At 48.2% G+C, this 25,969-nt stretch carries 33 protein-coding genes, 1 tRNA gene and 1 CRISPR repeat array; of the genes, 18 read left to right on the top strand and 16 right to left on the bottom strand.

Annotation, left to right across the window (positions count from 1 at the left end):
* Positions 1 to 67 precede the first annotated feature (67 nt).
* The 12 genes from ahaH to GACE_RS08485 are packed head-to-tail and all read left to right on the top strand — an operon-like array spanning position 68 to position 9,179.
* Positions 68 to 397 carry an ATP synthase archaeal subunit H gene (gene ahaH, locus GACE_RS08535; RefSeq protein WP_048092716.1) on the top strand — a complete coding sequence of 110 codons (330 nt, stop codon included), beginning with the start codon at positions 68 to 70 and terminating at the stop codon, positions 395 to 397.
* Entirely contained in the window at positions 390 to 2,339 is a 1,950-nt protein-coding gene (locus GACE_RS08530) for a V-type ATP synthase subunit I (RefSeq protein ID WP_048092714.1), read from the top strand. The genes ahaH and GACE_RS08530 overlap by 8 nt, the downstream gene beginning before the upstream one ends.
* A gap of 17 nt (positions 2,340 to 2,356) precedes the next feature.
* A complete protein-coding gene (locus GACE_RS08525; protein WP_048092713.1) occupies positions 2,357 to 2,572 on the top strand; it encodes an ATPase in 216 nt (71 codons plus the stop codon).
* A 35-nt stretch (positions 2,573 to 2,607) separates the two neighbouring features.
* Positions 2,608 to 3,159: a V-type ATP synthase subunit E gene (locus GACE_RS08520; RefSeq protein ID WP_048092712.1), complete on the top strand. Its 552-nt coding sequence runs from the start codon at positions 2,608 to 2,610 to the stop codon at positions 3,157 to 3,159.
* 5 nt (positions 3,160 to 3,164) lie between these two features.
* Entirely contained in the window at positions 3,165 to 4,208 is a 1,044-nt protein-coding gene (locus GACE_RS08515) for a V-type ATP synthase subunit C (RefSeq protein ID WP_052400328.1), read from the top strand.
* Positions 4,205 to 4,510, top strand: coding sequence for a V-type ATP synthase subunit F (locus GACE_RS08510; protein ID WP_048092710.1), 306 nt, complete (start codon positions 4,205 to 4,207; stop codon positions 4,508 to 4,510). Before GACE_RS08515 ends, GACE_RS08510 begins: the two co-directional genes overlap by 4 nt.
* Positions 4,501 to 6,237 carry an ATP synthase subunit A gene (locus GACE_RS08505; protein ID WP_048092708.1) on the top strand — a complete coding sequence of 579 codons (1,737 nt, stop codon included), beginning with the start codon at positions 4,501 to 4,503 and terminating at the stop codon, positions 6,235 to 6,237. The genes GACE_RS08510 and GACE_RS08505 overlap by 10 nt, the downstream gene beginning before the upstream one ends.
* On the top strand, positions 6,238 to 7,629 hold the full coding sequence (locus GACE_RS08500) for an ATP synthase subunit B (protein WP_048092706.1): 1,392 nt from the start codon (positions 6,238 to 6,240) through the stop codon (positions 7,627 to 7,629).
* Between the two features lie 27 nt (positions 7,630 to 7,656).
* On the top strand, positions 7,657 to 8,286 hold the full coding sequence (locus GACE_RS08495; protein WP_048092704.1) for a V-type ATP synthase subunit D: 630 nt from the start codon (positions 7,657 to 7,659) through the stop codon (positions 8,284 to 8,286).
* A complete protein-coding gene (locus GACE_RS11780) occupies positions 8,283 to 8,444 on the top strand; it encodes a hypothetical protein (protein ID WP_193363915.1) in 162 nt (53 codons plus the stop codon). Before GACE_RS08495 ends, GACE_RS11780 begins: the two co-directional genes overlap by 4 nt.
* A gap of 1 nt (position 8,445) precedes the next feature.
* Positions 8,446 to 8,631 carry a hypothetical protein gene (locus GACE_RS08490; protein WP_048092702.1) on the top strand — a complete coding sequence of 62 codons (186 nt, stop codon included), beginning with the start codon at positions 8,446 to 8,448 and terminating at the stop codon, positions 8,629 to 8,631.
* Positions 8,631 to 9,179: an endonuclease dU gene (locus GACE_RS08485; RefSeq protein WP_048092701.1), complete on the top strand. Its 549-nt coding sequence runs from the start codon at positions 8,631 to 8,633 to the stop codon at positions 9,177 to 9,179. Before GACE_RS08490 ends, GACE_RS08485 begins: the two co-directional genes overlap by 1 nt.
* 8 nt (positions 9,180 to 9,187) lie before the next feature.
* On the opposite strand, the gene GACE_RS08480 is transcribed toward GACE_RS08485, so the two are convergent.
* From GACE_RS08480 to rtcA, 4 genes are all read right to left on the bottom strand, one after another.
* The gene (locus tag GACE_RS08480; RefSeq protein WP_048092699.1) at positions 9,188 to 10,762 is read right to left on the bottom strand and encodes a nickel-dependent hydrogenase large subunit; all 1,575 of its coding nucleotides are present in this window, start codon (positions 10,760 to 10,762) and stop codon (positions 9,188 to 9,190) included.
* Positions 10,746 to 11,402, bottom strand: coding sequence for a formate dehydrogenase subunit gamma (locus GACE_RS08475; RefSeq protein WP_048092697.1), 657 nt, complete (start codon positions 11,400 to 11,402; stop codon positions 10,746 to 10,748). Before GACE_RS08475 ends, GACE_RS08480 begins: the two co-directional genes overlap by 17 nt.
* Complete coding sequence (locus GACE_RS08470; protein WP_048092695.1) at positions 11,399 to 12,466, bottom strand: hydrogenase small subunit; 1,068 nt, start codon at positions 12,464 to 12,466, stop codon at positions 11,399 to 11,401. The genes GACE_RS08475 and GACE_RS08470 overlap by 4 nt, the downstream gene beginning before the upstream one ends.
* Before the next feature lie 134 nt (positions 12,467 to 12,600).
* On the bottom strand, positions 12,601 to 13,596 hold the full coding sequence (gene rtcA / locus GACE_RS08465) for an RNA 3'-terminal phosphate cyclase (RefSeq protein WP_048092693.1): 996 nt from the start codon (positions 13,594 to 13,596) through the stop codon (positions 12,601 to 12,603).
* Positions 13,597 to 13,692: 96 nt separating this feature from the next.
* Between rtcA and GACE_RS08460 the strand changes: the two genes are divergently transcribed.
* Positions 13,693 to 14,610, top strand: coding sequence for a calcium/sodium antiporter (locus tag GACE_RS08460; protein WP_202962734.1), 918 nt, complete (start codon positions 13,693 to 13,695; stop codon positions 14,608 to 14,610).
* 98 nt (positions 14,611 to 14,708) lie between these two features.
* Here GACE_RS08460 and GACE_RS08455 read toward each other — a convergent pair whose 3' ends face one another.
* Positions 14,709 to 15,797, bottom strand: a complete 1,089-nt coding sequence (locus GACE_RS08455; RefSeq protein ID WP_148305952.1) for a hypothetical protein — start codon at positions 15,795 to 15,797, stop codon at positions 14,709 to 14,711.
* Positions 15,798 to 15,864: 67 nt separating this feature from the next.
* Here GACE_RS08455 and GACE_RS08450 point away from each other — a divergent pair, with 67 nt between their 5' ends.
* Both GACE_RS08450 and GACE_RS08445 read left to right on the top strand, forming a co-directional pair.
* Positions 15,865 to 16,311: a TIGR00725 family protein gene (locus tag GACE_RS08450; RefSeq protein WP_048092690.1), complete on the top strand. Its 447-nt coding sequence runs from the start codon at positions 15,865 to 15,867 to the stop codon at positions 16,309 to 16,311.
* Entirely contained in the window at positions 16,308 to 16,706 is a 399-nt protein-coding gene (locus GACE_RS08445) for a secondary thiamine-phosphate synthase enzyme YjbQ (RefSeq protein ID WP_048092688.1), read from the top strand. The genes GACE_RS08450 and GACE_RS08445 overlap by 4 nt, the downstream gene beginning before the upstream one ends.
* Here the strand turns inward: GACE_RS08445 and GACE_RS08440 are convergent.
* From GACE_RS08440 to GACE_RS08415, 7 genes are all read right to left on the bottom strand, one after another.
* A complete protein-coding gene (locus GACE_RS08440) occupies positions 16,703 to 17,266 on the bottom strand; it encodes a hypothetical protein (protein ID WP_048092686.1) in 564 nt (187 codons plus the stop codon). The two genes, GACE_RS08445 and GACE_RS08440, sit on opposite strands and share 4 nt — an antisense overlap.
* Positions 17,233 to 17,406 (bottom strand): 4Fe-4S binding protein, encoded by a 174-nt coding sequence (locus GACE_RS11440; protein WP_084063707.1) that lies wholly within the window; start codon positions 17,404 to 17,406, stop codon positions 17,233 to 17,235. Before GACE_RS11440 ends, GACE_RS08440 begins: the two co-directional genes overlap by 34 nt.
* Positions 17,407 to 17,772, bottom strand: coding sequence for a helix-turn-helix domain-containing protein (locus GACE_RS08435; RefSeq protein ID WP_048092684.1), 366 nt, complete (start codon positions 17,770 to 17,772; stop codon positions 17,407 to 17,409).
* Positions 17,769 to 18,437, bottom strand: a complete 669-nt coding sequence (locus GACE_RS08430; RefSeq protein WP_048092682.1) for a radical SAM protein — start codon at positions 18,435 to 18,437, stop codon at positions 17,769 to 17,771. Before GACE_RS08430 ends, GACE_RS08435 begins: the two co-directional genes overlap by 4 nt.
* On the bottom strand, positions 18,434 to 18,757 hold the full coding sequence (gene trxA / locus GACE_RS08425) for a thioredoxin (RefSeq protein WP_048092681.1): 324 nt from the start codon (positions 18,755 to 18,757) through the stop codon (positions 18,434 to 18,436). Before trxA ends, GACE_RS08430 begins: the two co-directional genes overlap by 4 nt.
* 18 nt (positions 18,758 to 18,775) lie before the next feature.
* Complete coding sequence (locus GACE_RS08420; protein WP_048092679.1) at positions 18,776 to 19,036, bottom strand: MJ0307 family thioredoxin; 261 nt, start codon at positions 19,034 to 19,036, stop codon at positions 18,776 to 18,778.
* A gap of 83 nt (positions 19,037 to 19,119) precedes the next feature.
* Positions 19,120 to 19,800, bottom strand: a complete 681-nt coding sequence (locus GACE_RS08415; RefSeq protein WP_048092677.1) for a hypothetical protein — start codon at positions 19,798 to 19,800, stop codon at positions 19,120 to 19,122.
* Between the two features lie 99 nt (positions 19,801 to 19,899).
* Between GACE_RS08415 and GACE_RS08410 the strand changes: the two genes are divergently transcribed.
* A tRNA-Gly gene (locus GACE_RS08410) sits at positions 19,900 to 19,970 on the top strand.
* A gap of 221 nt (positions 19,971 to 20,191) precedes the next feature.
* On the opposite strand, the gene GACE_RS08405 is transcribed toward GACE_RS08410, so the two are convergent.
* Both GACE_RS08405 and GACE_RS08400 read right to left on the bottom strand, forming a co-directional pair.
* Positions 20,192 to 20,662 (bottom strand): DUF420 domain-containing protein, encoded by a 471-nt coding sequence (locus GACE_RS08405; protein WP_048092675.1) that lies wholly within the window; start codon positions 20,660 to 20,662, stop codon positions 20,192 to 20,194.
* Positions 20,663 to 20,736: 74 nt separating this feature from the next.
* Positions 20,737 to 21,060, bottom strand: coding sequence for a DUF4870 domain-containing protein (locus GACE_RS08400; RefSeq protein WP_048092674.1), 324 nt, complete (start codon positions 21,058 to 21,060; stop codon positions 20,737 to 20,739).
* Positions 21,061 to 21,144: 84 nt separating this feature from the next.
* Between GACE_RS08400 and GACE_RS08395 the strand changes: the two genes are divergently transcribed.
* Positions 21,145 to 22,407: a tryptophan--tRNA ligase gene (locus tag GACE_RS08395; protein ID WP_048092672.1), complete on the top strand. Its 1,263-nt coding sequence runs from the start codon at positions 21,145 to 21,147 to the stop codon at positions 22,405 to 22,407.
* Positions 22,408 to 22,775: 368 nt separating this feature from the next.
* Positions 22,776 to 23,619: a CRISPR direct-repeat array (repeat unit 30 nt; unit sequence GTTAAAATCAGACCTTTAAGGGATTGAAAG).
* Positions 23,620 to 23,630: 11 nt separating this feature from the next.
* Here GACE_RS08395 and GACE_RS08385 read toward each other — a convergent pair.
* Positions 23,631 to 24,053 (bottom strand): hypothetical protein, encoded by a 423-nt coding sequence (locus GACE_RS08385; RefSeq protein WP_048092668.1) that lies wholly within the window; start codon positions 24,051 to 24,053, stop codon positions 23,631 to 23,633.
* Between the two features lie 44 nt (positions 24,054 to 24,097).
* Between GACE_RS08385 and GACE_RS08380 the strand changes: the two genes are divergently transcribed.
* The gene (locus tag GACE_RS08380; protein ID WP_318249179.1) at positions 24,098 to 25,507 is read left to right on the top strand and encodes an FAD-binding oxidoreductase; all 1,410 of its coding nucleotides are present in this window, start codon (positions 24,098 to 24,100) and stop codon (positions 25,505 to 25,507) included.
* A 2-nt stretch (positions 25,508 to 25,509) separates the two neighbouring features.
* Here the strand turns inward: GACE_RS08380 and GACE_RS08375 are convergent, their stop codons facing one another.
* Positions 25,510 to 25,875, bottom strand: a complete 366-nt coding sequence (locus GACE_RS08375) for a thioredoxin family protein (protein WP_052400261.1) — start codon at positions 25,873 to 25,875, stop codon at positions 25,510 to 25,512.
* Between the last annotated feature and the right edge of the window lie 94 nt (positions 25,876 to 25,969).

The raw sequence follows: 25,969 nt of genomic DNA, 5'->3' as shown, positions 1-25,969 counted from the left end.
CTTAAATATCACACCGTTGTTGCAAGGAACGCTGTAGCATAGACTTACTTTTATGGGGTGAAATGTCATGGAAAAAACAGAGATCCTTAAAAAAATAAAAGAGACCGAGCAGAAAATTGAAGAAGAGATCAGGCAGGCCGAAGAGGAAAGGAAGAAGAAAATTCTTTCTGCTAAGGATGAAGCGAGGAAGATTATCGAGGATGCTAATAAGGAGGCGGCAAAGATAAAGGCGGATGTCATCGAGAAAGCGAGAGCAGAGATAGAGGCGGAAAAGGAGAAAATCAGGGAAAAGAGAATGGCAGAGATAAATGAAATCGTGAAGAGGGGTGAATCGCGGGTTGATGATGTTGTTAACTTCCTCTATGATGAATTCAAGAGGATGATCCAAAATGCTTGAGCCTGTGAGGATGGTTAAAGTTTCGGTAGTGGGACCGAAGGAATATCTTGAGGTAACCTCAAATGCTCTTTACAGGCTCAGCAGTCTGCATATCGAGGATTACAGTGAAGAGGACGAGTACTTCAGGATTGGTGAGCCACTTGAAAAAGCCTCCCGGCTTTCAAAGTTCCTTGTGACTGTGAGGTCCCTCCTGTCTCATGCCGGAATTAAGGATGGTTACGAGCCGGAAAGGACCTTCAGTGTAAGCGAACTGGATAGAGAACTCGACAAAAAAGTTGGCGAGCTTGAGGAACTGATAACTTCGAGGATTAACAGGATAAGGGCGATAGAGGAGGGACTAAGGAGGATTGCCGACGAGAGAAGAGTTATTTATCCTTTGAAGGCTCTTGGAGTCCCATCTGAGTTGCTGACCGGATACAGAAACCTTTCTGTCTTTGTGGGTTTCGTAAAAGCAAACCCATTTGAAAAGCTGATTGGGGTAACAAAAGAGCTGGAGGTTTTCACGGCAGAGTACGATGGTGAGACGGTTGTTGCCGTCTTCGTCAGAAATGACCATGCTGATGACGTTCTCAAAGTACTTCAGGAATTCGCCTTTAGAGAAATTCAGGTTCCCGAGATCTCTGTGAGTTATGATGAACGGCTGAAACAGCTTGAGGAGGAAGAGAGGTCTCTGAGAAACGAGCTTGAGAAGCTGAATGATGAGCTTAAGAGGTATGAGGGGGAGAATCTTGATCTGCTCCTTGCTCTTGAGGAGTATCTGAGCATAGAGCTTGAGAAGAGTGAACTTCCGCTGAAGGCCGCAACATCCAAGTATGCTTTTGTACTGGTAGGTTATGTGCCTGAGGAGAGGTTTGACGAATTTGAGAAGCATCTTAAGGAGGTAAGCGCTGGCAAAGTGGTTGCCCTTAAGATAAGTGATTCAAGGTGGGACCCACCAACAGCAATGAAAAATCCGGGATTTGCGAAGCCCTTTGAACTTCTCACGACCTCGTATGCTGTTCCAAAATATGGTGAAGTTGATCCAACACTGATAATGGCAGTGCTGTTCCCGATATTCTTTGGCTTTATGCTCGGAGATATCGGTTACGGTCTCGTCATTCTGGGGCTTGGTCTCTGGCTTTCAACGAAGTTCAAAACAGAGGGCTGGCAGGCATTGCTCAAGGTTCTCAACTATTCTGCAATCTCCACGATTGTGTTCGGGTTTGTATACGGCGAATTCTTTGGATTTGAGCTGTTCGGAGAGGAATCGCTTTTCGCCAAGCTCCTGGGCCATGAAAGTGAAATTGCACGCTATTTTGCAGAGATGCATCCAGTTGCAAACAGACTTCATGATGCGCCAAAGCTGCTGGTCCTCACCATAGCAATAGGTGTTCTTCACATGGCTCTGGCGTACGTGATTGGTATCAGAAATGTTGCTAAGGAACACGGATGGAAGCATGCAGTTGAAGAGAAGTTCAACTGGTTGATGGCTCTGATCAGCATAGCTCTGATTATCACGGGTTTCATAGTCAATAATATCGCTGGAGTACCTGTGTTCCAGATGAACGCAGCATATCTGCTTGCAATGCCATTCATTGCAGGCTGGGCGATTCTCACGATCATTGGCGAGGGTCCGATGTTTCTGATCGAGTATCTCACGCTTCTCAGCAACACAATCAGCTACGCTCGATTGCTGGCTGTTGGTCTTGCCAGTGTTGGCTTTGCAATAGCGTTCAACTACATGGCTTTTGAAATGCTCTGGCCTTCGGGGCCCGTAGGAATTGTTGTGGCAATCGTTGTGTTCCTTATAGGGCATGTCATAAACATTCTCCTCGGTATCCTCGATCCGGGGTTGCAGAGCCTTCGATTGCACTATGTAGAGTTTTTTGTTAAGTTCTTTGAAGGTGGGGGCAAACTTTACAGCCCCTTTGGTAGGAGGAGAAAATATACAAAAGAGGATTAAAAATGGAGGTGTTGTAAATGGCGGTTGAAGGTATGGTGGCTGTTGGAGCTGGTCTGGCTGTTGGTCTGGCTGGAATTGGTGCTGGTCTTGGTGAGCAGGGAATTGGTGCTGCTGCTGTAGGTGCAATGGCCGAAGATCCTGGGTTCTTCGGTAGAGGTCTGCTGATGACCGTTATCCCAGAAACAATTGTCATCTTCGGCCTTGTCGTTGCGTTCCTGCTGATGTTCATGTAACTTCAGCAAACCCATTTTTTTTAGAGGTGCAGACAATGCCACTGGAACCAATAATTGAGGAGATAGTCAGGAAGGGGCAGCAGCAGATTGCGGAGATTAAGAGGTCTGGAGAAGAGGAAGCGGAGAAAATAATTCAGGATGCAAGAGAGGAGGCCAATGAAATTCTGAAGAAGGCGAGAGAAGAAGCAGAGAAGGAAGTTGAGAGGCTCAGGAGGCAGGAGATTTCAGGAATAAATCTCGAAATGAAGAAGGAAGAGCTTGCGAGGAAAAGAGAAGTGGTTGAGAAGGTTTATCAGACGCTCGTTGACAGGGTCAGGAACCTGGACGATGGTGACCGGGAAGCGCTGCTTAAGGCTCTGCTGGAGAAGTATGGCGATGGAGAGTATGTTGTTTATTCGAACGAGAGGGACGAAGCAATTGTAAAGAAACTCACGAATCTGGAATATGCGGGAAATATTGAGTGCCTTGGCGGAGTTGTGCTTGAAACGAAGGATGGTGAGTACAGAATAAATCTGACGTTTGATAACCTCCTTCAGGAGCTTTACGAGTCTAAGATGAAGGATATATACGAGAAGCTCTTCGGGTGATGAAAATGATTTCAAAGATAATAAGGAGAACAAAGATTTCTGAGTGGGCATATATTGTTGCCAGAGTTCGAGTGATGAAAAGGAAGCTCATACCTGAGGAAGAATACCCGAAGCTTCTCAATATGGATCTCAACGAAATTGCGAGGTATCTCGAAGAGACTGAATACAAAAAGGAAATAGATGAGCTGGCATATCGCTATTCTGGCGTTGACCTTATTGACCAGGCTCTTTCCCTCAATCTTGCCAGAACTTACAGGAAGTTAATCAGGATCTCAAAGGGTCTGCCAAGGGACCTGATTGTCCTCTATCTCAGGAAAATGGACTACTGGAACATAAAGAACGTTATAAGGGGCAAGATGTTTGGTTTTTCTGACGAAGAAATTGAAGGGACACTTATACCAGCGGGAGAATTCGACGAAGAGTTCTTTAAGTCCCTCATTGCCAGAGAAAGCGTCGAGGAGATTGTGGAGGTGTTCAGGGGGAAGCCGTTCTACCCGATTCTCGAGAAGCTTCTGCACGGAGAGAAGCTGTCCGTTGTTGAGGATGAACTCGACAAGTTCTACTACACGTCTCTTGCAAGGCTCAGTGCAGAGAGCATAGATATGAAATATTTCATAGACTCCATAAGGATGGAGATCGATATCACCAACGTCAAGACGATTCTCCGGCTGAAAAAGGAAGGAGCAACTGTCGAAGAGATTGCAGGACGAATCATTCCCCATGGATATCAGCTATCCGAGGATGAGGCAAGAAGACTCGCGGCAATGGACATTGATGAGCTTGTTAAGTCTCTGGAGGGGTACTGGTTCGTTGATGGCGTGAAGGAGATGATCGGAACACAGCCGGTGTCCAAGATCGAAAACATGCTCACGAAAAACTGGGCTGAAAAGATGCTCAGAAAGTCCCATAACTATCCGCTGTCGATACTCCCCGTTCTTGCGTATATGATTCTCAAGAAGGTTGAAGTGGACAACCTCAGAATCATAGCGAGGGGCAAGGAGAGCAGTATGAGTGTGGATGAGATTAAGGAGCAGCTGGTGATGGTATGAAGAGGCTGGCAGTTATTGGCGATCCGGAGTTCAACCTGGGATTCAGACTCGTAGGCATCAGGGATATTTTTGATGTTAGGACTGATGAGGAGCTTGTTGAAACTGTTGAAAAGGTACTCGGGAGCGAGGAAATTGGTGTTGCGGTCATAAAGTATGATCTCCTGAAAAAGCTCCCTCTCGCTCTGAGAAGGGCGGTCGATGAAAGTGTTGAGCCAACGTTTGTTGCCCTCGGCGAGGAGGGAGGAGTTGAGGAAATTAGAGAAAAGATAAGAAGGGCTATAGGTGTTGACTTATGGAAGTGAAGGAATTAATTGGAAAGGTTTATCGTGTATCAGGGCCCTTAGTGGTTGCGGAAGGGCTGAAGGCAAGAATGTATGACGTTTGCAGGGTCGGAGAAGAGGGACTGATGGGAGAGGTTGTAGGTCTCGTAGGAGAGAAGGCACTGATTCAGGTTTACGAGGACACGTCCGGAATAAAGCCGGGGGACAAAATTGAGAACACGGGAATGCCACTTAGCGTTGAGCTCGGTCCAGGGCTGCTGAAGTCAATCTACGATGGTGTTCAGAGACCTCTGCCAGCACTGAAAGATGCAAGTGGTGACTTCATTGGAAGGGGTATCGATGCTCCGGCACTTGACAAATCAAAGAAATGGGAGTTCAAACCGGTCGTCAAGAAGGGTGATAAGGTTAGTGGAGGAGACATTCTTGGAACAGTGCAGGAAACAGAGATGTTTGAGCATAAGGTGCTTGTGCCACCAAACGTTTCGGGAACGATATCTGAGATATATGAAGGCAGCTTTACGGTTGATGATACTGTTGCCGTTCTCGATGACGGGACTGAGCTTAAAATGGCTCACAAGTGGCCCGTTAGAGTTCCAAGGCCTTACAAGGAAAAGCTTCCACCTGAGATCCCTCTGATAACCGGTCAGAGGATTCTTGACACCATGTTCCCTGTGGCCAAGGGTGGTACGGCGGCAATTCCGGGACCCTTCGGAAGTGGTAAGACAGTCACACAGCACCAGCTTGCCAAGTGGAGTGACACGCACATCGTCGTTTACATTGGTTGCGGTGAGAGGGGCAACGAGATGACCGAGGTTCTGGAGGAGTTCCCGGAGCTCGAGGATCCGAGGACAGGTAAACCACTCATGGAGAGAACGGTGCTTATCGCAAACACATCAAACATGCCTGTTGCCGCAAGAGAAGCAAGTGTTTATACCGGAATCACGATTGCCGAGTACTTCAGAGATATGGGATATGATGTCAGTATCATGGCAGATTCAACGAGCAGATGGGCGGAAGCAATGAGAGAAATCTCTGGAAGACTTGAGGAAATGCCCGGTGAGGAAGGATATCCTGCCTATCTCGCTTCAAGACTTGCAGAGTTCTACGAGAGGGCTGGAAGAGTCAGGACGCTGAACGGTAACATTGGAAGTGTCACGGTTGTTGGTGCGGTCTCACCACCCGGTGGTGACTTCTCAGAGCCTGTGACTCAGAACACTCTGAGAATTGTTAAGGTTTTCTGGGCTCTTGATGCGAAGCTTGCAGCAAGAAGACACTTCCCGGCTATAAACTGGCTCCAGAGCTACAGCCTTTATGCCGACATCCTTGCTGACTGGTTCAATCAGAATATTGCCTCAGACTGGAGCGAGCTGAGAAAGTGGGCAATGACTGTGCTGCAGGAGGAGGCAAACCTTCAGGAGATTGTGCAGCTTGTCGGTAGCGATGCTCTGCCGGAATCCCAGAGACTTCTGCTTGAGGTTGCGAGGCTGATAAGAGAAGTGTATCTCCAGCAGTATGCCTATCATCCGGTTGATACATACTGTGACCTCAAGAAACAGTATGACCTGCTCAAAGCGATAAAGGACGTCAATGACCTGTTCTACAAGGCACTTGAATCCGGAAAGCTCGTTGATGAAATAATTGGCGTCGAGGGTATTGACGAGCTTGCGAGAGCCAAGTTTGAGGAAGATTACCAGGGGGCACTTGATAACGCACTGAAGAAGATTAAGGCAAATCTGGGGGTGGAATAAATGAAAGAATACAAAACAATCACTCAGGTTTCCGGACCTCTTGTCTTTGTTGAGAAGACAGAGCCGGTTGGTTACGGTGAGCTGGTTACGATAACACTGCCCGACGGGTCAACGAGGAGAGGACAGGTTCTTGACACCTCAAAGGATGTCGTTGTCGTTCAGGTTTTCGAGGGTACGAGAGGTATCGACACCTCATCAACTGTGAGGTTTACCGGAGACATCATCAGGCTTAACGTCAGTTACGACATGCTCGGGAGAATTCTGAGTGGTTCAGGAGATCCAATCGATGGTGGGCCCAAGATCGTTCCGGAGGAGAGAAGGGAGATTATTGGTGCGGCTATTAATCCGTACGCAAGAGAGTATCCAAGAGAATTCATACAGACCGGTATATCGGCCATAGACGGAATGAACACCCTTGTCAGAGGACAGAAGCTGCCCATTTTCTCCGGTTCAGGTCTTCCCCATAACGATATAGCCCTGCAGGTGGCAAGGCAGGCAAAGGTTAGAGGGGAAGGAGAAGAGTTCGCTGTCGTCTTTGCGGCCATGGGTATCACTTACGAAGAGGCTCACCAGTTCATGAAGGATTTTGAGAGGACCGGAGCACTCGAAAGAGCAGTGGTCTTCCTGAACCTGGCAAACGATCCTGCCATTGAGAGACTGCTTACACCGAGAATGGCTCTCACCGCTGCTGAATTCCTCGCCTACGAGTATGACTTGCATGTCCTCGTCATCCTCACTGACATGACCAACTACTGTGAGGCTCTGAGAGAGATCTCCGCTGCGAGAGAAGAAGTGCCTGGAAGAAGAGGCTATCCGGGTTACATGTACACCGACCTTGCTACGATTTACGAGAGGGCAGGAAGAATCAGGGGAAGGAAGGGTACGATCACCCAGATGCCCATCCTTACGATGCCGGGAGACGACATCACTCACCCGATTCCGGACCTCACCGGCTACATCACAGAGGGACAGATCGTGCTCAGCAGAGAGCTGCACGCCAAGGGTATCTACCCGCCCATCAACGTTCTGCCATCACTCAGCAGGCTGATGAAAGAAGGTATTGGCGAGGGTAAGACGAGAGATGATCATGTGCAGTGGAACGACCAGATGTATGCAGCCTATGCTGAGGGTGTCGATCTCAGAGGTCTCGTTGCAATTGTTGGTGAGGAGGCGCTTTCGGAGAGAGATAGAAGATACCTCAGATTTGCGGATGAGTTTGAAAGGAGATTCGTACAGCAGGGAAGATACGAGGACAGAGACATCGAGACGACCCTTGATATTGGCTGGGACCTCCTCTCGATGCTTCCAGAAAGCGAGCTGACAAAGATCGAGAGGAAGTACATAGTGAAGTATCACCCTGCATACAAGAAGAAGGAAAAAACGGCTGAATAACTTTTTAATTTTTTGAGGTGGTAGACAATGGACGTCCAGCCAACGAGAATGGAGCTCATCAAGCTCAGAAGGAGAATAACAATGGCAAAGAAGGGGCACTCGCTCCTGAAAATGAAAAGAGATGGCCTCATAATGGAATTCAGGACGATACTCGAAGATGCGAAGAAGGTTATTGACGAGATGGTTCGGAGCTATCAGGAGGCTCAGGAGAAGCTCGCTCTTGCAATGGCGGCAGATGGTGTTATCGCCGTGAAATCAATTGCACTGTCTGTGGACAAGCCCCCGTCATTCACCCTCAAGCGAAAGAACATCATGGGTGTTGTTGTTCCGGTTATAAAAAGGGAAAAAGTCCGAAAGAGTGTTGGGGAGAGAAATTACGGTATAATTGGTACAACTGCAAGAATTGATGAGGCTGTCGAAGCATACGAAGAGCTTGTAGATGCGATTCTTGAGGTTGCTGAGATTGAAACCACACTGAAAAGGCTCATTGACGAGATTGAGAGGACCAAGAGGAGGGTCAATGCTCTCGAGTTCAATGTCATCCCGAGGATGGAGGAAGCTGCAGGATATATCACGTTCAAGCTTGAAGAAATGGACAGAGAGAATATCATCAGGCTGAAGAAGATCAAGGGGAAGAAAGAGCAGGCTGAGGCATGATTTCAGAGCGGATTTTCAGATGGTTGATGGACGAAGAAAACCTCGTGAGGATTCTCAAGTACTGGTGGGTAATCAGCACAATCAGGGTTGCAGTCGGCATAATCTTATTTTTTATAATCGTTTTTGGAGTATATGATATTGCCGGTCTGAGGGGTTAGCATGCCCTATTTTGAGGTCTGGGTGGACCTGGCGAGGAAAGAAGAGGTTTTTAGAAAGCTCAGGGATATATTCCCTGAGGTTTATGAGGCTTTTTATGATTATCACTTCATCGTGAACGCAGATAGCGGAGAGGAATTGAGCAAGGTGGATGGGGTTAAATACGTGAAAAGCCATTATAACTGCTGATGAAAAGATATCGATTTGTTGGTTTTGATGACAGCTTCAGGAACGATAGGGCCAGCATTGTTGGTGCAGTAACCGAGGGCAATTCGTATCTCGAAGGGGTTCTTGTCGACAGCATTGCTGTTGATGGTTTTGACGTTACTGACCGGATAATCTCCATGCTCGGAAGGTCAAAATTCAGAGAACTTGTTCACTGCATATTTCTGAGTGGAATAACATTCGGGGGGTTCAACATAGCAGATATTGAAGCCATACATGAGCGGCTTAATATGCCTGTTGTCGTTGTGATGAGGAAGCGGCCCAATTTTGATGACATTTACAGCGCATTGAAAAACGTGGATGGCTTCGAAACGAGAAAAAACATGATTGAAAAAGCCGGACCTGTTTATGATGCAGGAGAGGTATTTATCCAGTTTAAAGGATGCGGGCTGGAAGAGGCGAGAGAGTACTTGAGGCTTGCATCCCTGAAGGGAAACATTCCGGAGTGTTTGAGAATGGCACACATGATTGCTTCAGCCATAATCCATGGAGAAAACAGGGGAAGGGCATGATAAAAAAATTAGACAATGAAGTTCCACTTTCTGCCATCGTTGGTGAAAACGTGGACCGTGCATGCCAGACAGAGGTCGAAGCTGTGTATCACTCTCACGACGTCCCACTGATCTTCATTCTCCATCGGAGTTCCGACAAGCGCTTCCTCAAGCGGTCCGGGATTTCCGGCTGAATCTCTCGGTGAGACGTTCCAGGTCGTTGGAGCTATGACCTGATAGTTCTCGACCTTCCCGTCCTTCGCCCTCATCCAGTGTCCCAGCGCCCCTCTCGGGGCCTCTCTCAGTCCGACACCCTCTCCCGTCAGGTTTTCCGGAAACTCGATGTGTGTTTTCTTGCCTGCATGGTCTTTCAGCTGGAGGAGCAGGTTTTCGAGGTAGTCTATCATGAGGAGTTCCTCCTGAATCCTCGCAATGTTCCTCGCCAGAGCGTTGCTTGCGGTTCTTCCCCCTGCAAGGCTCTTTCTCAAGTCAAGCGGGTCTCCGTATTCCCACCCGTCTCTGAAACCCTTGGCCACCATCCTTGCGAGAGGCCCCACCTCTGCCGGCTTGCCAGCGTATCTGGGTGCCTTGGCCCAGGTGTATGCGCCGCTCTTTCCGTATTTCGGAACGAGTTTTCTCGTGTCCTCATTACCCACGTACTCCCCACCTGCATCGTCGCTGTAGTATGAGTGCTTCACGTCTTCACTTATCTTTCTGTAGTCGAACTTCTCAAGCTCGCTTCCGTTGAAAAAGCCTGATGGAAAGAACAGCTTTCCTTCAGCATCTGTCAGAAATCCGTATGCCAGCATCGCTGGTGTTCTATCTCCCATTTCAGCCAGGCCCATGTTTGCCATCACCACGATGAGCGACACGAGGTCGTAGAGGCCCCTGCCGATCTCCGGATCTGAAGGCGGCGTGATCTCCTTACCGTCCTGAATCTTTCTGGAGACGTCGTCTATGATGTATCCGGCCACATCGGCCGTGTGTTCGAGCGTGGTCTTTCCGAGTCCAACCCCTATTGCCCACTTCTTGACATCGAGAACGATGCTGATCAGCCTGCTAATCACCTTCTCGTCTATTTCGAGGGTTACCCCGCCATGAATGGGTGTCATGATGTGCGGCACCTTTCCACCGATATATGCCATGGCCTGGTGAAGTCTTCTCTGGGCGAAGACGGCCTCCTTCACGCCCTGGCCAACAAGCGGGTTGAACCTTGTAAGTCCGGTTTTGTGTATCTGGTCGCAGTAATCGGGGCCAGTGAGAGCGTAAGCCCATACCGGGTGGTCGAAGACGTATTGAAGGCTTGCGATGACGTTTCTGAGCAGCAGCGCCGGTTCGGGTAGCCCGTGACCCCATTCGTTTCCGAGTCCTGCGGCGTTTTCAATTGCAAACAGACTCGCAAGTCTGTGGTCGTTGTGGCAGACCCCGCATATCCTCTGCAGGATTATCGGTGCGTCCCTCACATCCCTGCCAACCACGATTCTCTCAAACCCCCTGAACATCGTTGCGAGAGCCTTCGCCTCCCTGACCACTCCACCCTCCACGTTCAGCTTCACTCCGTGATGACCCTCAAGTCTCGTAACCGGATCAATTACCACTTCCACGCTTAATCACCTCCTCAACCCAGAGGGGATGCTCATCCTCCGCCTTGTCCAGTTCCATCCTGCCGGTGAAGATGACCTTGTTGAAGGGGAAGAACTTCTTCCTGAGATGGCTGAAGTACATGTGCCAGCTCGCTATGAAAACAACAGCCAGAATTGCCTCCTCCCAGTGCGCAACTCTGAAAGCGGCAAACCACTCTCCTGATGGAGAGAAAATATCCGGATAGCTCAGCACGAGCCCGGTTGAGATCATTATGACCATTCCCCAGAAGGCACCCCAGTACTCGAACTTCTGCACGTAGCTGAACTTGTGGTATTCCGGCACCTCATTGGACATGCCAAATGCGAACTTCACGTCCGCTATGAAGTCCCGGACATCCTTCATCCTGGGTATCATTGTTGTCGGTCTTTTTGCCAGGGCCCACAGGATGTGGTAAATTCCTGCGAAAATCATCACGAAACTGGCAAGTCTGTGCCACCCTCGTACGTTTTCAACCCCTCCCATAGCATTGATCAGCCCCATGCCCCAGTCCGTATATCTGTAGAGAAGTGGAAGGCCTGTGACTGCGAGAATTATGAAGCTGGTGAGAAGGAGCAGATGCTGGAGCCTCTGGTGGACATCAAACCTCAGAACGTACCTCATTTCTCTTTCCTCCTTTCCTTCTCAATCTTGCTCTCCCTTACTGCATGGGTTACAATGTAGGCTCCCGCACCAACCAGAACCGCTCCGGTCAGTGTCGTGAATACGGTCTTCGTCAGGTCTATCTCCAGCCTGCTCTGGGCCTTGAAGAACGGCGAAGTCTCGTCCGGAAATCCGGGGTGCATGCACCCTATGCAGGGCGCTCCGGCATTCATGCAGACGTTTATTCCTCCGTTCCACTTGGTCTCGCTGCATGCGGAGAGCGTCATCGGCCCCCTGCACCCCAGCTTGAACAGGCACTTGTTGTACCTCATGTCGCTCTCCATGAAGCTCTCAGCAAACCACCCTTCGTCGTAGAATCCCCTCCTCGCGCAGTTGTCGTGTATCAGGTTTGAGAAGAATGCTTTGGGCCTCCAGTGGTCGTCAAGCTCGGGAACAATCCCGAGCAGCACACTTGCGAGCGTGACCATCAGCCAGTCTGGGTGTCCCGGACAGCCGGGTATCAGCACCACCGGCACTGATGGTTTCCTGTCCTTCAGGAACTGGTAAAGCCCCACAGCATTTGTCGGGCTTTTTCCGTCGAAATCCCTTCCAGAGGGTATCCCTCCGTACGTGGCACAGCTTCCAAAACCGACTATCGCCACTTTCGTCCTTGGAATCAGCTCGTCCAGCCACTCGACAAGAGTTACCTCCTTTCCGTTTCTCTCTCCAAAGGTGCATGCGTATTCCATGTCTCCTGTGGGAATGGAACCTTCGAGAACGAGTATATCTGGTTCAGTATTCTCCAGAACACTTATTGCCTCATCTCCAAATGATGGCATGATTGTTGGGTGGAAGTTGATTCCAACCTTCAGTTCTTCAACAGCGTCGTAAAGGTCTGGATCGGAGGCCTGAAGAAGTGAAACCGTACAGGCAGTATCACTCTGACCCTGCAACCAGAACAGATTCACCCCATTGCTTTTTGCCGTTTCAAAAGCATTTACAATCTCTGTTTTGTATCTCAGCAGAAATCCGGTTGCGCCCAGGGTTGCAAGAGCTTTGCTAAAATCTCTCCTGCTCAGTTGCATTGAGACACCTCCAAATATAACTATTAATCATTTACTTTTTTTCGCATGATTAATTAATATAAACTCATATTTAAGGTTTTCGCCGTTAATTTTTATTCATAAAGAGCAGATCTCCCAGTATGGGTATATGAGGTTCAGATCCCCGATATTCTGATTGTGTCGTCTTTTATTTCTACGGAACCATCGATAAAGCTGTTGATGACATAGGCGTTGCTGAGTATGTGCCGTGTGATCTCTGTTGAGCTGTACACCGTAACTCCTCTTGCGATAACGCCTGGGATCATCACCTGATCGGCAAGGTGTCTGTCGAATGTACCGGGCGAGCCAATCTCTCCTATAATTTCGAGTGCAGCCCCACCACCAACCTTTTCTGCGGGCTTGCCTTTTTCTCCGTACGATATTGAGCCTTTGTACTTGCAGAACAGCGTAATACCTGAGCCAGTGGACACATCTCTCCTGACCTCTGTCCTTATTTCGCTTTGTAACCCATGTTCTCTCAAAACCTCTTCGGCACTTTTTGCCTGTCTTTCGGCAACATGTGCGGGAAGATTCGAGCAGTGGCTTATTCCCCTGACTGTGCAGCATTCCACTCTTTTGAATTTCTTTCCTTTCAGTTCTCCGCTTAGTATTTTTACGACAATTTTGCCCCCACCTCTGGGGTAATACCCCCTTCTTATCAGTTCGATTTCGAATTCTGCACCCATTTCTTTCAGCACATCTCCAAGCACGAATGCGAAATAATCCACACTTGGACTCCACTTGACGTCCGTTCCGCCTGTTATTTCGATTCGGCACTCTCTACCAGCATGAAGCAGTGGGGGCATGAGTGTCTGCAAAAGGAGAGTTATGCTCCCAGCAGTGCCTATATCTACCTTCAGGTCCCTTACGCGTATCCTTCCAGGCCTGAATATGACTCTTGTAGACCCAACCCTCAGACCCTCAACCCTTCCGTTACACAGCACCTTTGCCGTTTCGATTCCTTTCAGGTGCTGGGCCGCAAGCCCCGGTTTTGGCCTGCTGGCTCTGATATTGTAAATCTCAACGTCTTCACCGGTTATACAGGAAAGAGCGATGGAGCTCCTTAAAATCTGCCCTCCTCCCTCACCATAACTTCCGTCAATCCTGATCATCTTTCATCCCCCGTTTGGTCACAATGCTGGAAAATGTATTTTAGAATTCTCTTCTGTTCGGAAAATTATAAAAAGTAGTGCTGTAGCAGAAACATCGTGATTTTCTGGGTAGCCGTGTTCATTTTGAGTCTGGGCACTCTGATAAAATCTTCAGACTACTTTACGGGATCTGCGGAAAAACTGGGCATCCGTCTTGGCCTGCCTCACTTTATAGTTGGCGTTACAGTTGTTGCGATAGGCACCTCTCTCCCAGAACTTGCCTCATCTGTTGCCGCAGTGGCAATGGGGTCTCCCGAGATTGTGGCAGGTAACGTGGTGGGATCGAACATAACCAACATTTTCCTCATCATAGGTCTTTCCGGGATTGTGGGAAAAAAGATCACAATTCAGTATGATTTGCTCAGGGTTGATCTGCCACTTCTCATTGCATCGGCTTTTATGCTGGCAATCCTTGCTTACGATGGCAGCTTTTCCATTGCAGATGGTGTAATCTCGATTGCCGGGCTCGCAGTCTATCTCGGATATGCGGTTACGACTGCGGGTGATGGTGGGGGCAGATCAGAGCAATTCAGCATTAAAGATGCTGTGGTGCTTGCAGGAAGTGCAATCCTCCTGTACCTGAGTGCAGAATACACTGTAAGGTCGGTTGTTGAAATATCGCACGAGCTTGGTGTGGGTGCCGAAATAATAGCGGCAACTGCCGTTGCACTCGGAACGTCTCTACCAGAGCTATCAGTTAGCCTGATGGCGGCGAGAAGAGGAAAATCCGAGATGGCAATAGGTAACATTCTCGGCTCCAATATTTTCAACTCTTTCGGAGTAACCGGGATTTCAGCACTGTTCGGAACAGTAATCTTCCCTGAGACTATAAGGTCATTTGCACTGCCCCTGATGGTTGTTGCGACCCTGCTGTACTTTTTCATGACGCAGGACAGGCAGATGACAAGGTGGGAGGGCGGGATGCTTGTGATATTTTACGTTTATTACCTGGGGAGGATTCTTGGGTTTATGTGAGTCAGATGTTGCATTGTGTAAACGAGTCCGGAGAAGAGGGTTTTTCTGCATCCTGCCCGGAATACGTAGATGGTTAGAAGAACTGGAGTTTTCAGGGCTTAGCCCATGGTTTTTATACTTTTCAGCAGCTCGTATGGCAGGAACTCCATTATGAAGTCATAGACATTCGGCGAGACCCATTTCACCCTGTTCCACCCTCCATCGCCTTTGAGGAAGCTCCTGGATCGCATGTATGCGAAGCTCACTCCAACGAACCCCTCAACCTGCTGTCCGACGATGATTTTTTCCATACTGTCGAACGTGAGTCCTGTGGGTGTCTTTTTTCGGTAGCCTCTGTCAACAATTCCGAAACCGTCCTCCTCCGGAATGTAAAATACTATCGCTTCGGCATAATTTCCGGTGGGTGGAGGGGAATCGAGAGCTGAATGCAGTTTTACTTTTGTTATTGCTCCCTCACTCATTTCCTCAACAGCTCTGTTCACACCTTCGTATTCTCCTTTGTGTTCGTCGATGGTTCTGCCTCTGTCAACCGGGAAATAGTAGTGTACGAGCTTGAGCTCCTCTGCTGCTTTTGCCTCGCTGTAGATAGTTCCGCACGGCGAGGGTCTGTCAGGAGTGATTGTGCATACGTGATGGGGAAGGTAAACCTGACAGGACACACAGCCATAAAACCTGCCCACGTCACTGTCCTTTAAACTTTCTGACTTCTTTTCTCGATTTTCATGGACTCTCCGGCTTTTTTCAATGATTTTCATAAACTCGTTTTCATCGCATATCATTCTGACTTTCACCGATTTGACGGCTGGAATCGATTTTACTGCGTCGTATATGATTCTGCCAACGCATTCAGCCGAAAATTTTTCTTCGACTTCTTCAGATACGATTATTCTGACGTTTTCCTTCCTGAATCTGTATTCTACCCCTCTCATCCTGTTTATAACTTCGGAAAAAATGCTCTCAATTGCCTGGGCAGAGTCATCAGTTACACCTGAAACCAGAACGTGGATACCCATTATGTCTCTGCGATCTCCAACGATCTCGATCCCGTCACCCCTGCCTACCTCCACAAGCTCAAATCCCTTTACAATTCTGCCCTCCTTCACTCTCTCTCCAGCGTACAGTTCACTCATCTCGATGCAATCGGCCTGAACGTTAATCTTCTCTGGATCGATGACCCTTTCAAGCATATTTTTATATTGTTTCGGGCCGTTAAATATCTGTCCGGGTTTTTCAACCTCTCTCAGAGGTGGTATCATGCAGATAGGAATAATAGGAAGCGGGAGGTGTTATGGGGATATCTGTGACACTGCTTACAGGATAGGACAGCTTCTTGCCGAAAACGGTGCGGTGGTGATAAATGGCGGTCTTGGGGGAGTGATGGAGGCTGTTAGCAGAGGTGCAAAGAGCAGAGGTGGCACGGTCATTGGCATAATCCCATTTAAAGACAAAAAGCTTGCAAACAGATACTGTGATTACATCATTGCAACCGATATGGGTCATGCGAGGAACATGGTCATTGTCCATTCGAGCGATGCTCTCATAGCCGTTGGGGGCAGTTATGGCACAATCTCCGAGATGGCGATTGCCCTCAAGGAGGGAAAAAGAGTGGTGGCTTACAGGCCTGCTGTAAAGCTTGATGGGCTGGTTCTTGCTGAAAGCCCTGAAGAAGCTGTGAATCTTGCACTGGAGGGACTCAGATGAAGTTTCTGGAGTTTGAAATGGACAGGGATCAGGTTATGGATATAACTCCTGAGGTTCAGGAGTTTGTTAAGCAGAGCGGGAAAAAGGAGGGGGCAGTTCTTGTATTCAGCGTTGGTTCGACAGGTGCAGTAACAACGCTTGAATATGAGCCGGGTTTGAAAAAAGACCTGCCGAGAATGATGGACCGGCTTGCACCCTATGGCGAACACTATGCACACCATGAAACATGGAACGACGACAATGGTTCATCTCACGTGAAATCTGCCGTAATCGGGACGAGCCTGATTGTTCCTTTCAGTGAGGAGAGGCTCGTGCTCGGAACCTGGCAGCAGATAGTCCTGATAAATTTTGACACCAGAAAGAGAAAAAGAAAGGTGGCTCTGCACATACTTTAGCCTTCTACGAGCTTTATCAGAAATCTGTTTATTTCGTACAGTGGAGAACCATGGATCCTTTCCAGCCTGGAAACTGCTCTGCCACAGCCTGAATGTGGGCTTATCACACCGGCGCCTTTTAGTTCGGCTATCACGACTCCCCCATCTCTGTTATATTTTTTGCAGAGATCCACGATCTCTGTCCCTGAAATCAAAAACTTTCTCCTTCTTTTGATGAGTTCTTCAACAATCTCCACAAAATCTTCAGGATGACTTTCACCGATCCTCCTGAAATATTCTCTCACTGCCTTCTTCCAGTCACAGTTGTTTTTCAAAAGCTCTCTTATGATGTACGGGATTTCGAGGTCCTGCAGAGATATTTCTCTCATACCCCATGACAGAGAGTCTTTGCGAGCGGAAACGGGAAAGGCAAGTTTTTCGGAATAAAAGAACAGAATCAGTTCGTGGTCAAGTTCTTTTTCAGGTATGATTCCGCTTTCAGCATATTTTTCGAGAAGCGTGAAACCCTTCCGTGCCGTCTCGTCATTCAGTCCATCTTTATCAGTGCACCGTACGGACATACCTCAACACACTTGTAGCACTCCATACATCTGTCCGCATCGATTCTCACGACCTTGCCGCCCTGTCTTATCAGGGCGTCCGTTGGACACACCTGTGAACACCTTCCGCAACCCTGACATCCAAGAACTGCAGGTGGCATTCAATCACCTCCGAACTTTTCCTCAAACTCATTTATCGTAAATGCAACTTTTTCGCACCATTCTTTCATAATCCTGCGCATCTCTTCAGCTAACTTGCCTGGAGATACTGATCTGTATGTGTAGTAGTAGCCCCCTCCCGGGAGCACTTTTTTCTCTCTAACAACGAGTCCGGCAATCAGAAGTTTCTGCAGAGATTTGTAGACGGAATTTTCCCCTCTCCCGAGGATCTGGCTTATTTCTTCTATTTTGAGATTTCTTTTTATTAGCAGACGGTATATCTGTGCATCACTGTCGTTGATCCCGTAAAAGCACTCCAGAATTGTTTCGCAGTTCAAGCTTGTAATTGAATCCTTTATGGTTCTCATATCGATTCCCGCCTGTCTCCGATGATTATGACCCTGCCTGCATACTGTTTTGCGATTGCACCCAGCTTTCTCACAAACTTGTAATCGGGCTTTTCAAGACCCTCTACGGGTTTATCCCAGTCAGGTCTCGAAAGGAACTGGTAGAGGAGGATTTCGTCCACGATGCCAACTTTTTCAAGCATTCTGGTGAAGCGTTTTTCATCCACATATCCGGGAATTATTCTGAACCAGAGTCTTATGGTTTTTCCACCCTTTCTTGCAATTTCCAGACTCTTTTCCAGATTACTGATGTATTTTCTCGCTCTTTCTCTGCTCAAACCAGACATGAATGCCACGGTGTCAATGTCGTTAAAATCTCCCTTTATCTCGAATACGAACCTGTCAACATAATGCAGGACTTCTTCAATCTTTGACGGCAGATATCCGTTTGTTTTCAGTGTAATGTATGAACCGTTCTCTTTCAGTTTTTCGAGCAGTTTTGCAAGGTCTGCATGGACTGTCGGTTCTGCTCCGCCAATGTACACACTTTCACAGCCTTTGAGCGATGAAGCTATCTCATCCGGGCTGACGTCTCTTAACTCATGTTCCAGATGAACGCAGTAGGGGCACCGGAGATTGCAAAGGCCTACATCGACCCTGCAATCCCCGTAATTTATGACTCTCATGCCTGTATCTTTTCAAGCGCCTTTTCCACTTCTCTTCTGACAACGCTCTCTGGCATGGCTCCGACAAAGCTGTTTACCACTTCTCCTCTGTAAAACATCATCACCGTGGGGATGCTGAATATCCCAAATCTCATTGCGACGTTGGGGCATTCGTCGGTATTCAGTTTCGCGAACTCAACTCCATCGTACTCCTTCTCCAGCTTTTCCAGTACCGGAGTGAGCATTCTGCACGGCATGCACCACTCTGCCCAGAAATCCACTACAACGAGCTTATCTTTGTTTATTTCCTCATCAAAATCCTTTTCTGTGAGTGCCTTCATTCTTTTTTCACCTCCATCTCAATTGTACCTGTATTTTTCAACAAGCCTTTTCAGGTCTGAGAGCTTAGGGACACCCAGTATCACGTCAGCGTCGTTTATAATTATCGCGGGAACACCGGATATTCCGAATTTCAGAGCCTCTTTCAGACCTTCGTCCGTGGTAACACTCAGCTCCAGAGCGATAACGTTCCCGTCTTCCTCAGTCAGTTTCTTTACGACTTCCCTCGCCCTCGGACAGTACGGGCAGGTTGGGGACGTGAGGAGCTTTATTGAGATCATCCTTCATCACCTCAGTACCTACTTTGTCAGAACATGTATTTAAGCTGAGAGTGGTTTTGACAAAAACGGTAAAAACCAAATGATTATTTATTGGCTTTTGCTCTCACCTCTCTTAAAATTCTGTACTCTCTGATCAGTCTGTGAAGCTCTCCCGTTCTCATAGCTCTGTGCATCAGGTATGAGAATGGCAGATTTGCGATCAGAAAGAATGCCGGAATGATCCAGCAGCTCGATTTGATGGAGAGAAGAAACAGCGTGTGGGCAAGCATTGTGATGTGTTCAAGAACGATCGCTCCTGAATAGAGCAGCACTCTGTCTCTCTGGGATGCTTTCAGGTAGCTCAGGTAGTTGATCTTGACTCCAAACTCGAGAGGGGTGTATCTGTAAAAGCCATCCACCTCTATCCCCGTCAGAGTTGCCGAAAGACACCTGCCCACAAGAAATGAGGTGTACAGGGCTGCGAGTTCCACAGCGGCAATGCTGACGAGTTTAAGATTGTCAGGCATGGGTTTAAAGGCAATCAGGTAAAGCAGGGTGTTGGATAGAATAAACAGGAATGAGAATGCGGAAAAACCTGCTCTGAATCCGAAGAGAACTTTTCTGTCGAACATCTCGTCTCTGATCCTTGCTACTCTTGATAGGATGTCGTCATCCCGAACGTTTGACCTCTTTATTCTGCCTGCGAGCAACCAGAATTCTCTCCTGACGTCTTCCCCTCTTTTCAGCTTTTTCTCAATCCTCTCAAGTTCATCCAGAATGCTCACATGGCTTTTCTGTGCTGGCTACCAAAAATCTTTCTGAAGGTAGGTTCCAGAACCCAGCGAAAGGGATATATTACCCGAGCAACTTAAGTCTGTGAGAAGGCGGTCGTAGTCTAGCGGTAGGACACGGGCCTCCCGAGCCCGTTGCCCGGGTTCGAATCCCGGCGGCCGCATATCAAACTTTTTTCTACTGGGTGGTTTACGAATTCTAAGAATTCTAAGAGCTTCTTCTCCACGAAATCGGAGAGATCGGGTATGTATTGCCTCGAAGCTTTCAATCTATCCCTGTTTATTGTCAGGTTCACACGGGTTTTGTTCTGGTTTGGGCGTCCCATATTGGGTTTTATGCGCATGAAAATGCTGACTCAGAATTTCGCACGCAAAAAATGGGGATTTAAAACTCTGCAACGTAAAGCAGATAGTATATCGCGAGCCCGCTCGCAAACGAAAGCAGCCAGGTTATTATGGTTAGCCTTCCGAGCCTGTGATGCTTCTGCACGCCCCTCAGCATCCTTCTGCCGTTGGTCTTCTCCGTGTTCCTGAAACCGTGGTAAACCATGTATCCGGCCATCACCAGAACGACGATGGAGATTATCGAGTGAAAAATGACTGTTGGCAGGTAAATGTAGGTCTTGATGACTGCTGGCCCCACGAACTCGGTTCTCCCTTCGACGAGTGACTTCACCATGTAGCTCACCATGAACGACGTATCCAGGGCGAAGGCGGATACCATTGTCCTGTAGTGCGAGCTTATGTCCTTTTTCCTTGCGAAATAGTATCCCAGCAGAAATGCGAATGTGACGAGGAACTCAAGCACGAGGCTCACGTCTGAGAAGGTTCCAGCCCTTGTGCCGAAGAAACCCATGAATCCACCACTGCTTATCGTATTTTAAAGTTTCCGTAAAACTGCGGGCGTAAAAAATTTGGTGTGCGGTGGGTTCAAACGTATTTCTCGGCGAAATCTCCGGCTACCGGCACCCTGAACATCTCACCCTGGTATGCCTTGATTATCAGCACGATCCACAGTGCAAAGCCGAGAAGTCCGAGGAGCCAGGAGACGAGCCACCCGAAAAACGGTATGAACATGAGAACTTTCTGGAGGACTGCGATTGAGAGAAAGACAACTATGGATTGCATTGCGTGGAACCTCACGAATTTACTCTCTTTTTCAAGCAGATAAAATACAATTCCTGTGAGAAAGCCCAGCACGTAGCTCAGAGCAGCCTCAACGTTTTCATCAAGACCGAGAGATGTTTTTGCCATGATTTTTATTTTATACAGTCAAAGATAAATAGTTTTCTGCAGGCAAATCAAAGAGTTTTTATTTACTCATCAAGAGCTATGCCCATGATCACTCCCTGGGAGGTCAGCGGTGAGGTTGACTACGACAGGCTGATTCAGGAATTCGGTATCGAGCCATTCAGCCCGATCCTTGATCAGATTGATGAACCCATGCACCTGATGAAGAGGGGGATAATTTTCGGACATCGTGATTATTACAGAATTGTCAGGGCGATGAAAAGCGGTGAAAAATTTGCGGTGATGTCTGGGTTCATGCCCTCAGGCTTACCGCATTTCGGCCACAAGATGACCATGGACGAGATTGTCTGGCACAACCGGATGGGTGGTATTGCCTTTGTTGGCATTGCTGACATGGAGGCCCACGCTGTAAGGCGACTGAGCTGGGAGAGGACAAGAGAAATAGGTATGGAGTACATCAAGGCGATAATCGCCCTCGGTCTCAGCGAAAACTCAGTCATTTACTTCCAGAGCGCTAACGAGAGGGTGAAAAGTCTTGCCTTCGAGCTTGCCGAGGAGGTCAACTGGAGCGAGCTGAAGGCGATATACGGTTTTGATGGTGAAACAACTCTCGCAAAGATGTTCGTGACATCTGTCCAGGCAGGCGACATTCTCCTGCCCCAGATTGCATTTTATGGCGGCCCCAAGCCCACCGTCGTTCCCGTCGGGGCTGATCAGGACCCCCACATAAGGCTGACAAGAGATCTGGCTGCGAGAGTCTCCATATTTGCTTTCGAGAGGATTGAAAATGGTGTGAGGGTGAGAAGCAGGAAGGGAAGTGAATATCTGGAGAGGTTGAGAGATCTGGACTTTGAGATGAAGTTCTACGAGGAGCATGTTGATGTTTTCGCTCAGCCTGAGGAAGTTGAGGAGAGAATCAGGGAGCTGGAGGTCAGTGCTGGCGGATATGCGTTCATTCCCCCATCCTCCACATACCACCGCTTCATAACCGGACTTCAGGGCGGGAAGATGAGCTCTTCAAAACCGGAGAGCTTTATCTCCCTGCTTGACACTCCCGAAGATGCTGGAAAAAAGGTCATGAGAGCCCTTACTGGAGGGAGAGCTACTGCAGAGGAGCAGAGGAGGCTTGGCGGGCAGCCCGAGAAGTGCGTGATTTTCGAGCTCTACACCATACACCTGCTGGACGATAGGGAGCTTGAGGAAATCGAAAGGGACTGCAGGGAGGGCAGGCTTTTATGCGGTAAATGCAAGAGGCTTGCTGTCGAGAGGGTGGAGAACTTTCTTAAAGAGCTCCAGGAGAGGATGAACGAGGTTGAGAGCAGGCTGGATATGTACAACATAATTGTCTGATCCGCAATCTTAGAGGATTGAGGCATGTTTCAAATTTTCGAACTTTTTCTGCTTTCTTTTCTTCAAACAATGTCTCAAACAGGGTCGCACATCTTTTTATCTTAGATTTTTATAGCAAAAACTTTTAATTTTCGCTTCCTCCTTTCCTGAAATTGAGCCAGTTTATTTTTATTATCTGACTCATCCCTGACAGATTTTATTAAATTCAGAAAAAAGCCCATAAAAAATCCACAATCGAAAAACAAACCCCAGGATAAAAGTCGCACAACGTTATAAACAACACGCATCACCGGAGGTTCGCTGCAGTATTTAAATGAAAGAAGCGGGAAGAAAGCTTTTTAAAGGAATTTGAGAGATTATTACCGGAGGTTAAAATCAGACCTTTAAGGGATTGAAAGTACTTGTGCTTGGCGTGGTGATACACTCAATACTCTCAGTTAAAATCAGACCTTTAAGGGATTGAAAGAAATCATAATCAACCAAAGCCGTTTTTTCGAAATCCGTTAAAATCAGACCTTTAAGGGATTGAAAGACCCTCACCACACATATACACCTCCAAAAATAATTGAGTTAAAATCAGACCTTTAAGGGATTGAAAGATTAACTTTTCTGCAATTCAACTTTTTAAGGGTTTCTAGTTAAAATCAGACCTTTAAGGGATTGAAAGGGGATCTTTATAATTGGGCTTATATGCTCGTTTTCGTTGTTAAAATCAGACCTTTAAGGGATTGAAAGCGTGTGGTGCAGGAATGTACACAGGTAACGAAGTACAAGGTTAAAATCAGACCTTTAAGGGATTGAAAGACTCTCGCAGTCGGACTTAATCTCGTTGCCATGCTCGGTGGTTAAAATCAGACCTTTAAGGGATTGAAAGAAAGCAGAGGAATCAGGTTCAAGGACTTCAGACAGTTTCGTTAAAATCAGACCTTTAAGGGATTGAAAGAGCAAGGATAAAGCCAGACACGAAAACAAGCATATATGTTAAAATCAGACCTTTAAGGGATTGAAAGTTTCATATATGTTCTGTGAGTTCGGCCTTCTGTAGTGGGTTAAAATCAGACCTTTAAGGGATTGAAAGTCCTTCTCGTCTCAGCAATTCCACTCATGGCCTTCTTCGTTAAAATCAGACCTTTAAGGGATTGAAAGGAAGCCTGCAGAACTCCATCAACGCTGTAAATCTCCGTTAAAATCAAACCTTTAAGAGACCGAAAGGCTGTATCAGTTCAGCGAAAAATCACTCTCTTTCCCATCAGCAGAAGTGGCGGGATGAACAGCAGCAGAATTGCGATGCTGAATGTGTTTATCTTTATGATCAGGAAGAGCACGATGACTGTTTGAATCAACCCGAGAACCGGTGGTGCAAATCTTGTGGGATTTTCCGGGGTTCGGCCGAGTGCTGTGAGAATACTACCTGCAGAGCCTGCAAGGATGTAATATGCCAGGAGAAGTATTCCGGTGATGGCGATTGCGCTGCCTGAAACCAGCATGATGTATGAAACGAACAGGAGAAACGTGGATATTGCCGATATGGCGATTCCAGTGTAATATACTGCGTCTCTGAGGGTCATGTACTGGATCTGGTCAGCTATAGAAAAGCCTTTCTGTGAGTATCTGTCCAGGTGAATTTCCGGCTCTATCTGGCTCATGGGATATCGTAACATTTATGATTAATCATTTCCAAATGTGCCCGGTGGTTGCGGTGTCCTCTTCTCTCTCCAGGGACGTGGTTCTGAAGCTCCGGGAAATTGTTGGTAGTGAGAACGTGGTTCTCGATCCTGAGAGCTACCTCTACGACGAAACTCCCCCTCTGATAAGACCGGAGGCATCAAGGGATGTGGCTGTGGTAAAGCCGGGAAGCACGGAAGAGGTTTCCAGGATAATGAAGCTTGCAAACGAGCGTAAAATTCCGGTGTTTGTCAGGGGCGGTGGTACGGGGCTGAGCGGTGGAGCAATACCCACGAGACCGGGGATCGTTCTCTCAATGGAAAGGATGAACAGGATAATTGAGATTGACGAGCAGAATCTGATGGCAGTCTGCGAGGCAGGAGTTACGCTTAGACAGCTGCTCGATGCTGTTGAGAGAATTCCAGGCCTGTCGTTTCCGCCTCACCCCGGTGACGAGGGTGCTCAGATTGGAGGGCTTGTCGTGAACAACGCTGGTGGGGCCAGAGCGGTGAAGTACGGGGTGATGAGAAACTATGTGGTTGGCCTTGAGGTTGTGCTGCCAACCGGCGAGGTGCTGAATCTCGGCGGAAAGGTGATAAAGAACGCAACAGGCTACGATCTGCTTCACCTCATAATTGGGAGCGAGGGGACGCTGTGCGCTGTAACGAAAGCAGTTCTCCGCCTGATTCCGGAGTCAGGGGCGACATACACGCTCGTCATCCCATTTGAAAGCGCAGAGAACGCAATCAGGGCTGTGCCGGAGATACTCAGGAGCGGGATCACTCCTCTCGCGATGGAATACATGGATATCGAGGCCATAAGGGCTGGGGAGAGGGTAACCGGCAAGAGGTGGCCTTGCAGCGGAGGTAAGGCTCACCTGATGGTAATCGTTGATGGAATGGATGAGGACGAGCTGATCAGAAAGGCTGAGGTAATTGAGAGAATATCGAAAAATCACGGCGCACTTGACGTTCTTGTTGGGGTGAGCAGGAGGGAGCAGAGGGAAATACTTGAGATTCGAAGCCTGATTTACGAGGGACTCAAGGGCGAGACGATTGAGGTTCTTGACGTCTCGGTTCCGCCTGCGAGCATAGCGGAGTTTGTTGAAACCTGCCAGAAGGAGGCTGAAAGGCTCGGCATTCGGGTTCTGCACTTCGGGCATGCGGGAGATGGAAATGTCCACCAGCAGATACTGAAGTCGGGAATGGGTGAGGACGAATGGCTGGAAAAATATCTGAAATTCAAGGAGTTTGCGTTTGGCGTGGCGAGCAGGCTTGGGGGGTACATCACCGGAGAGCACGGTATAGGTTCGGTCAAAAAAGCGGACATGCTGAAAACCCTGCCCGAAAAAAGCATAGAGCTCATGAAGGCAATAAAAAAGGTCTTTGACCCCAACGGCATTCTGAATCCGGGGAAGGTCATCGATCTGGAGTGATTTCAGGACATCATGCTCTCAACCCACTTTTTGAAGGCTTCGTACGACATTGCTCCGACCCTTCTGCCCTTCAGCCTTCCATTTTCGAAGAACAGGAACGCGGGGACGCTCTTCACTCTGAACCTCCGGGATATCTCCTGACTGGAAGCTGCATTTACCTTCAGGAAGATGACCTCTCCCTCGTACTCTCTGGCGAGCTTTTTCAGGATCGGCTCCATGGCCTCGCATGGTGGGCAGTTTTTTCCCCAGAAGTCCACGACTGCATATCTGCTGGACTTCAGGATCTCGTCAAAGCTGGAATGGTCGACACTGATGGGCCTGCCTGCTGCGTTCTCACCCCTCCTGAACAGCCTGTCCATCAAACCCATACCTATCTCTTGACTCTCTCCAGCAGGCGTTAAAAAGCATCCCCGGATTTGGTTGCTGCATCACAGCCGGGAAAACGAATTCGCGAAATAAAAG

Source organism: Geoglobus acetivorans (assembly GCF_000789255.1).
GTDB lineage: Archaea > Halobacteriota > Archaeoglobi > Archaeoglobales > Archaeoglobaceae > Geoglobus > Geoglobus acetivorans_B.
This window is presented reverse-complemented; position numbering and strand designations above follow the sequence as displayed.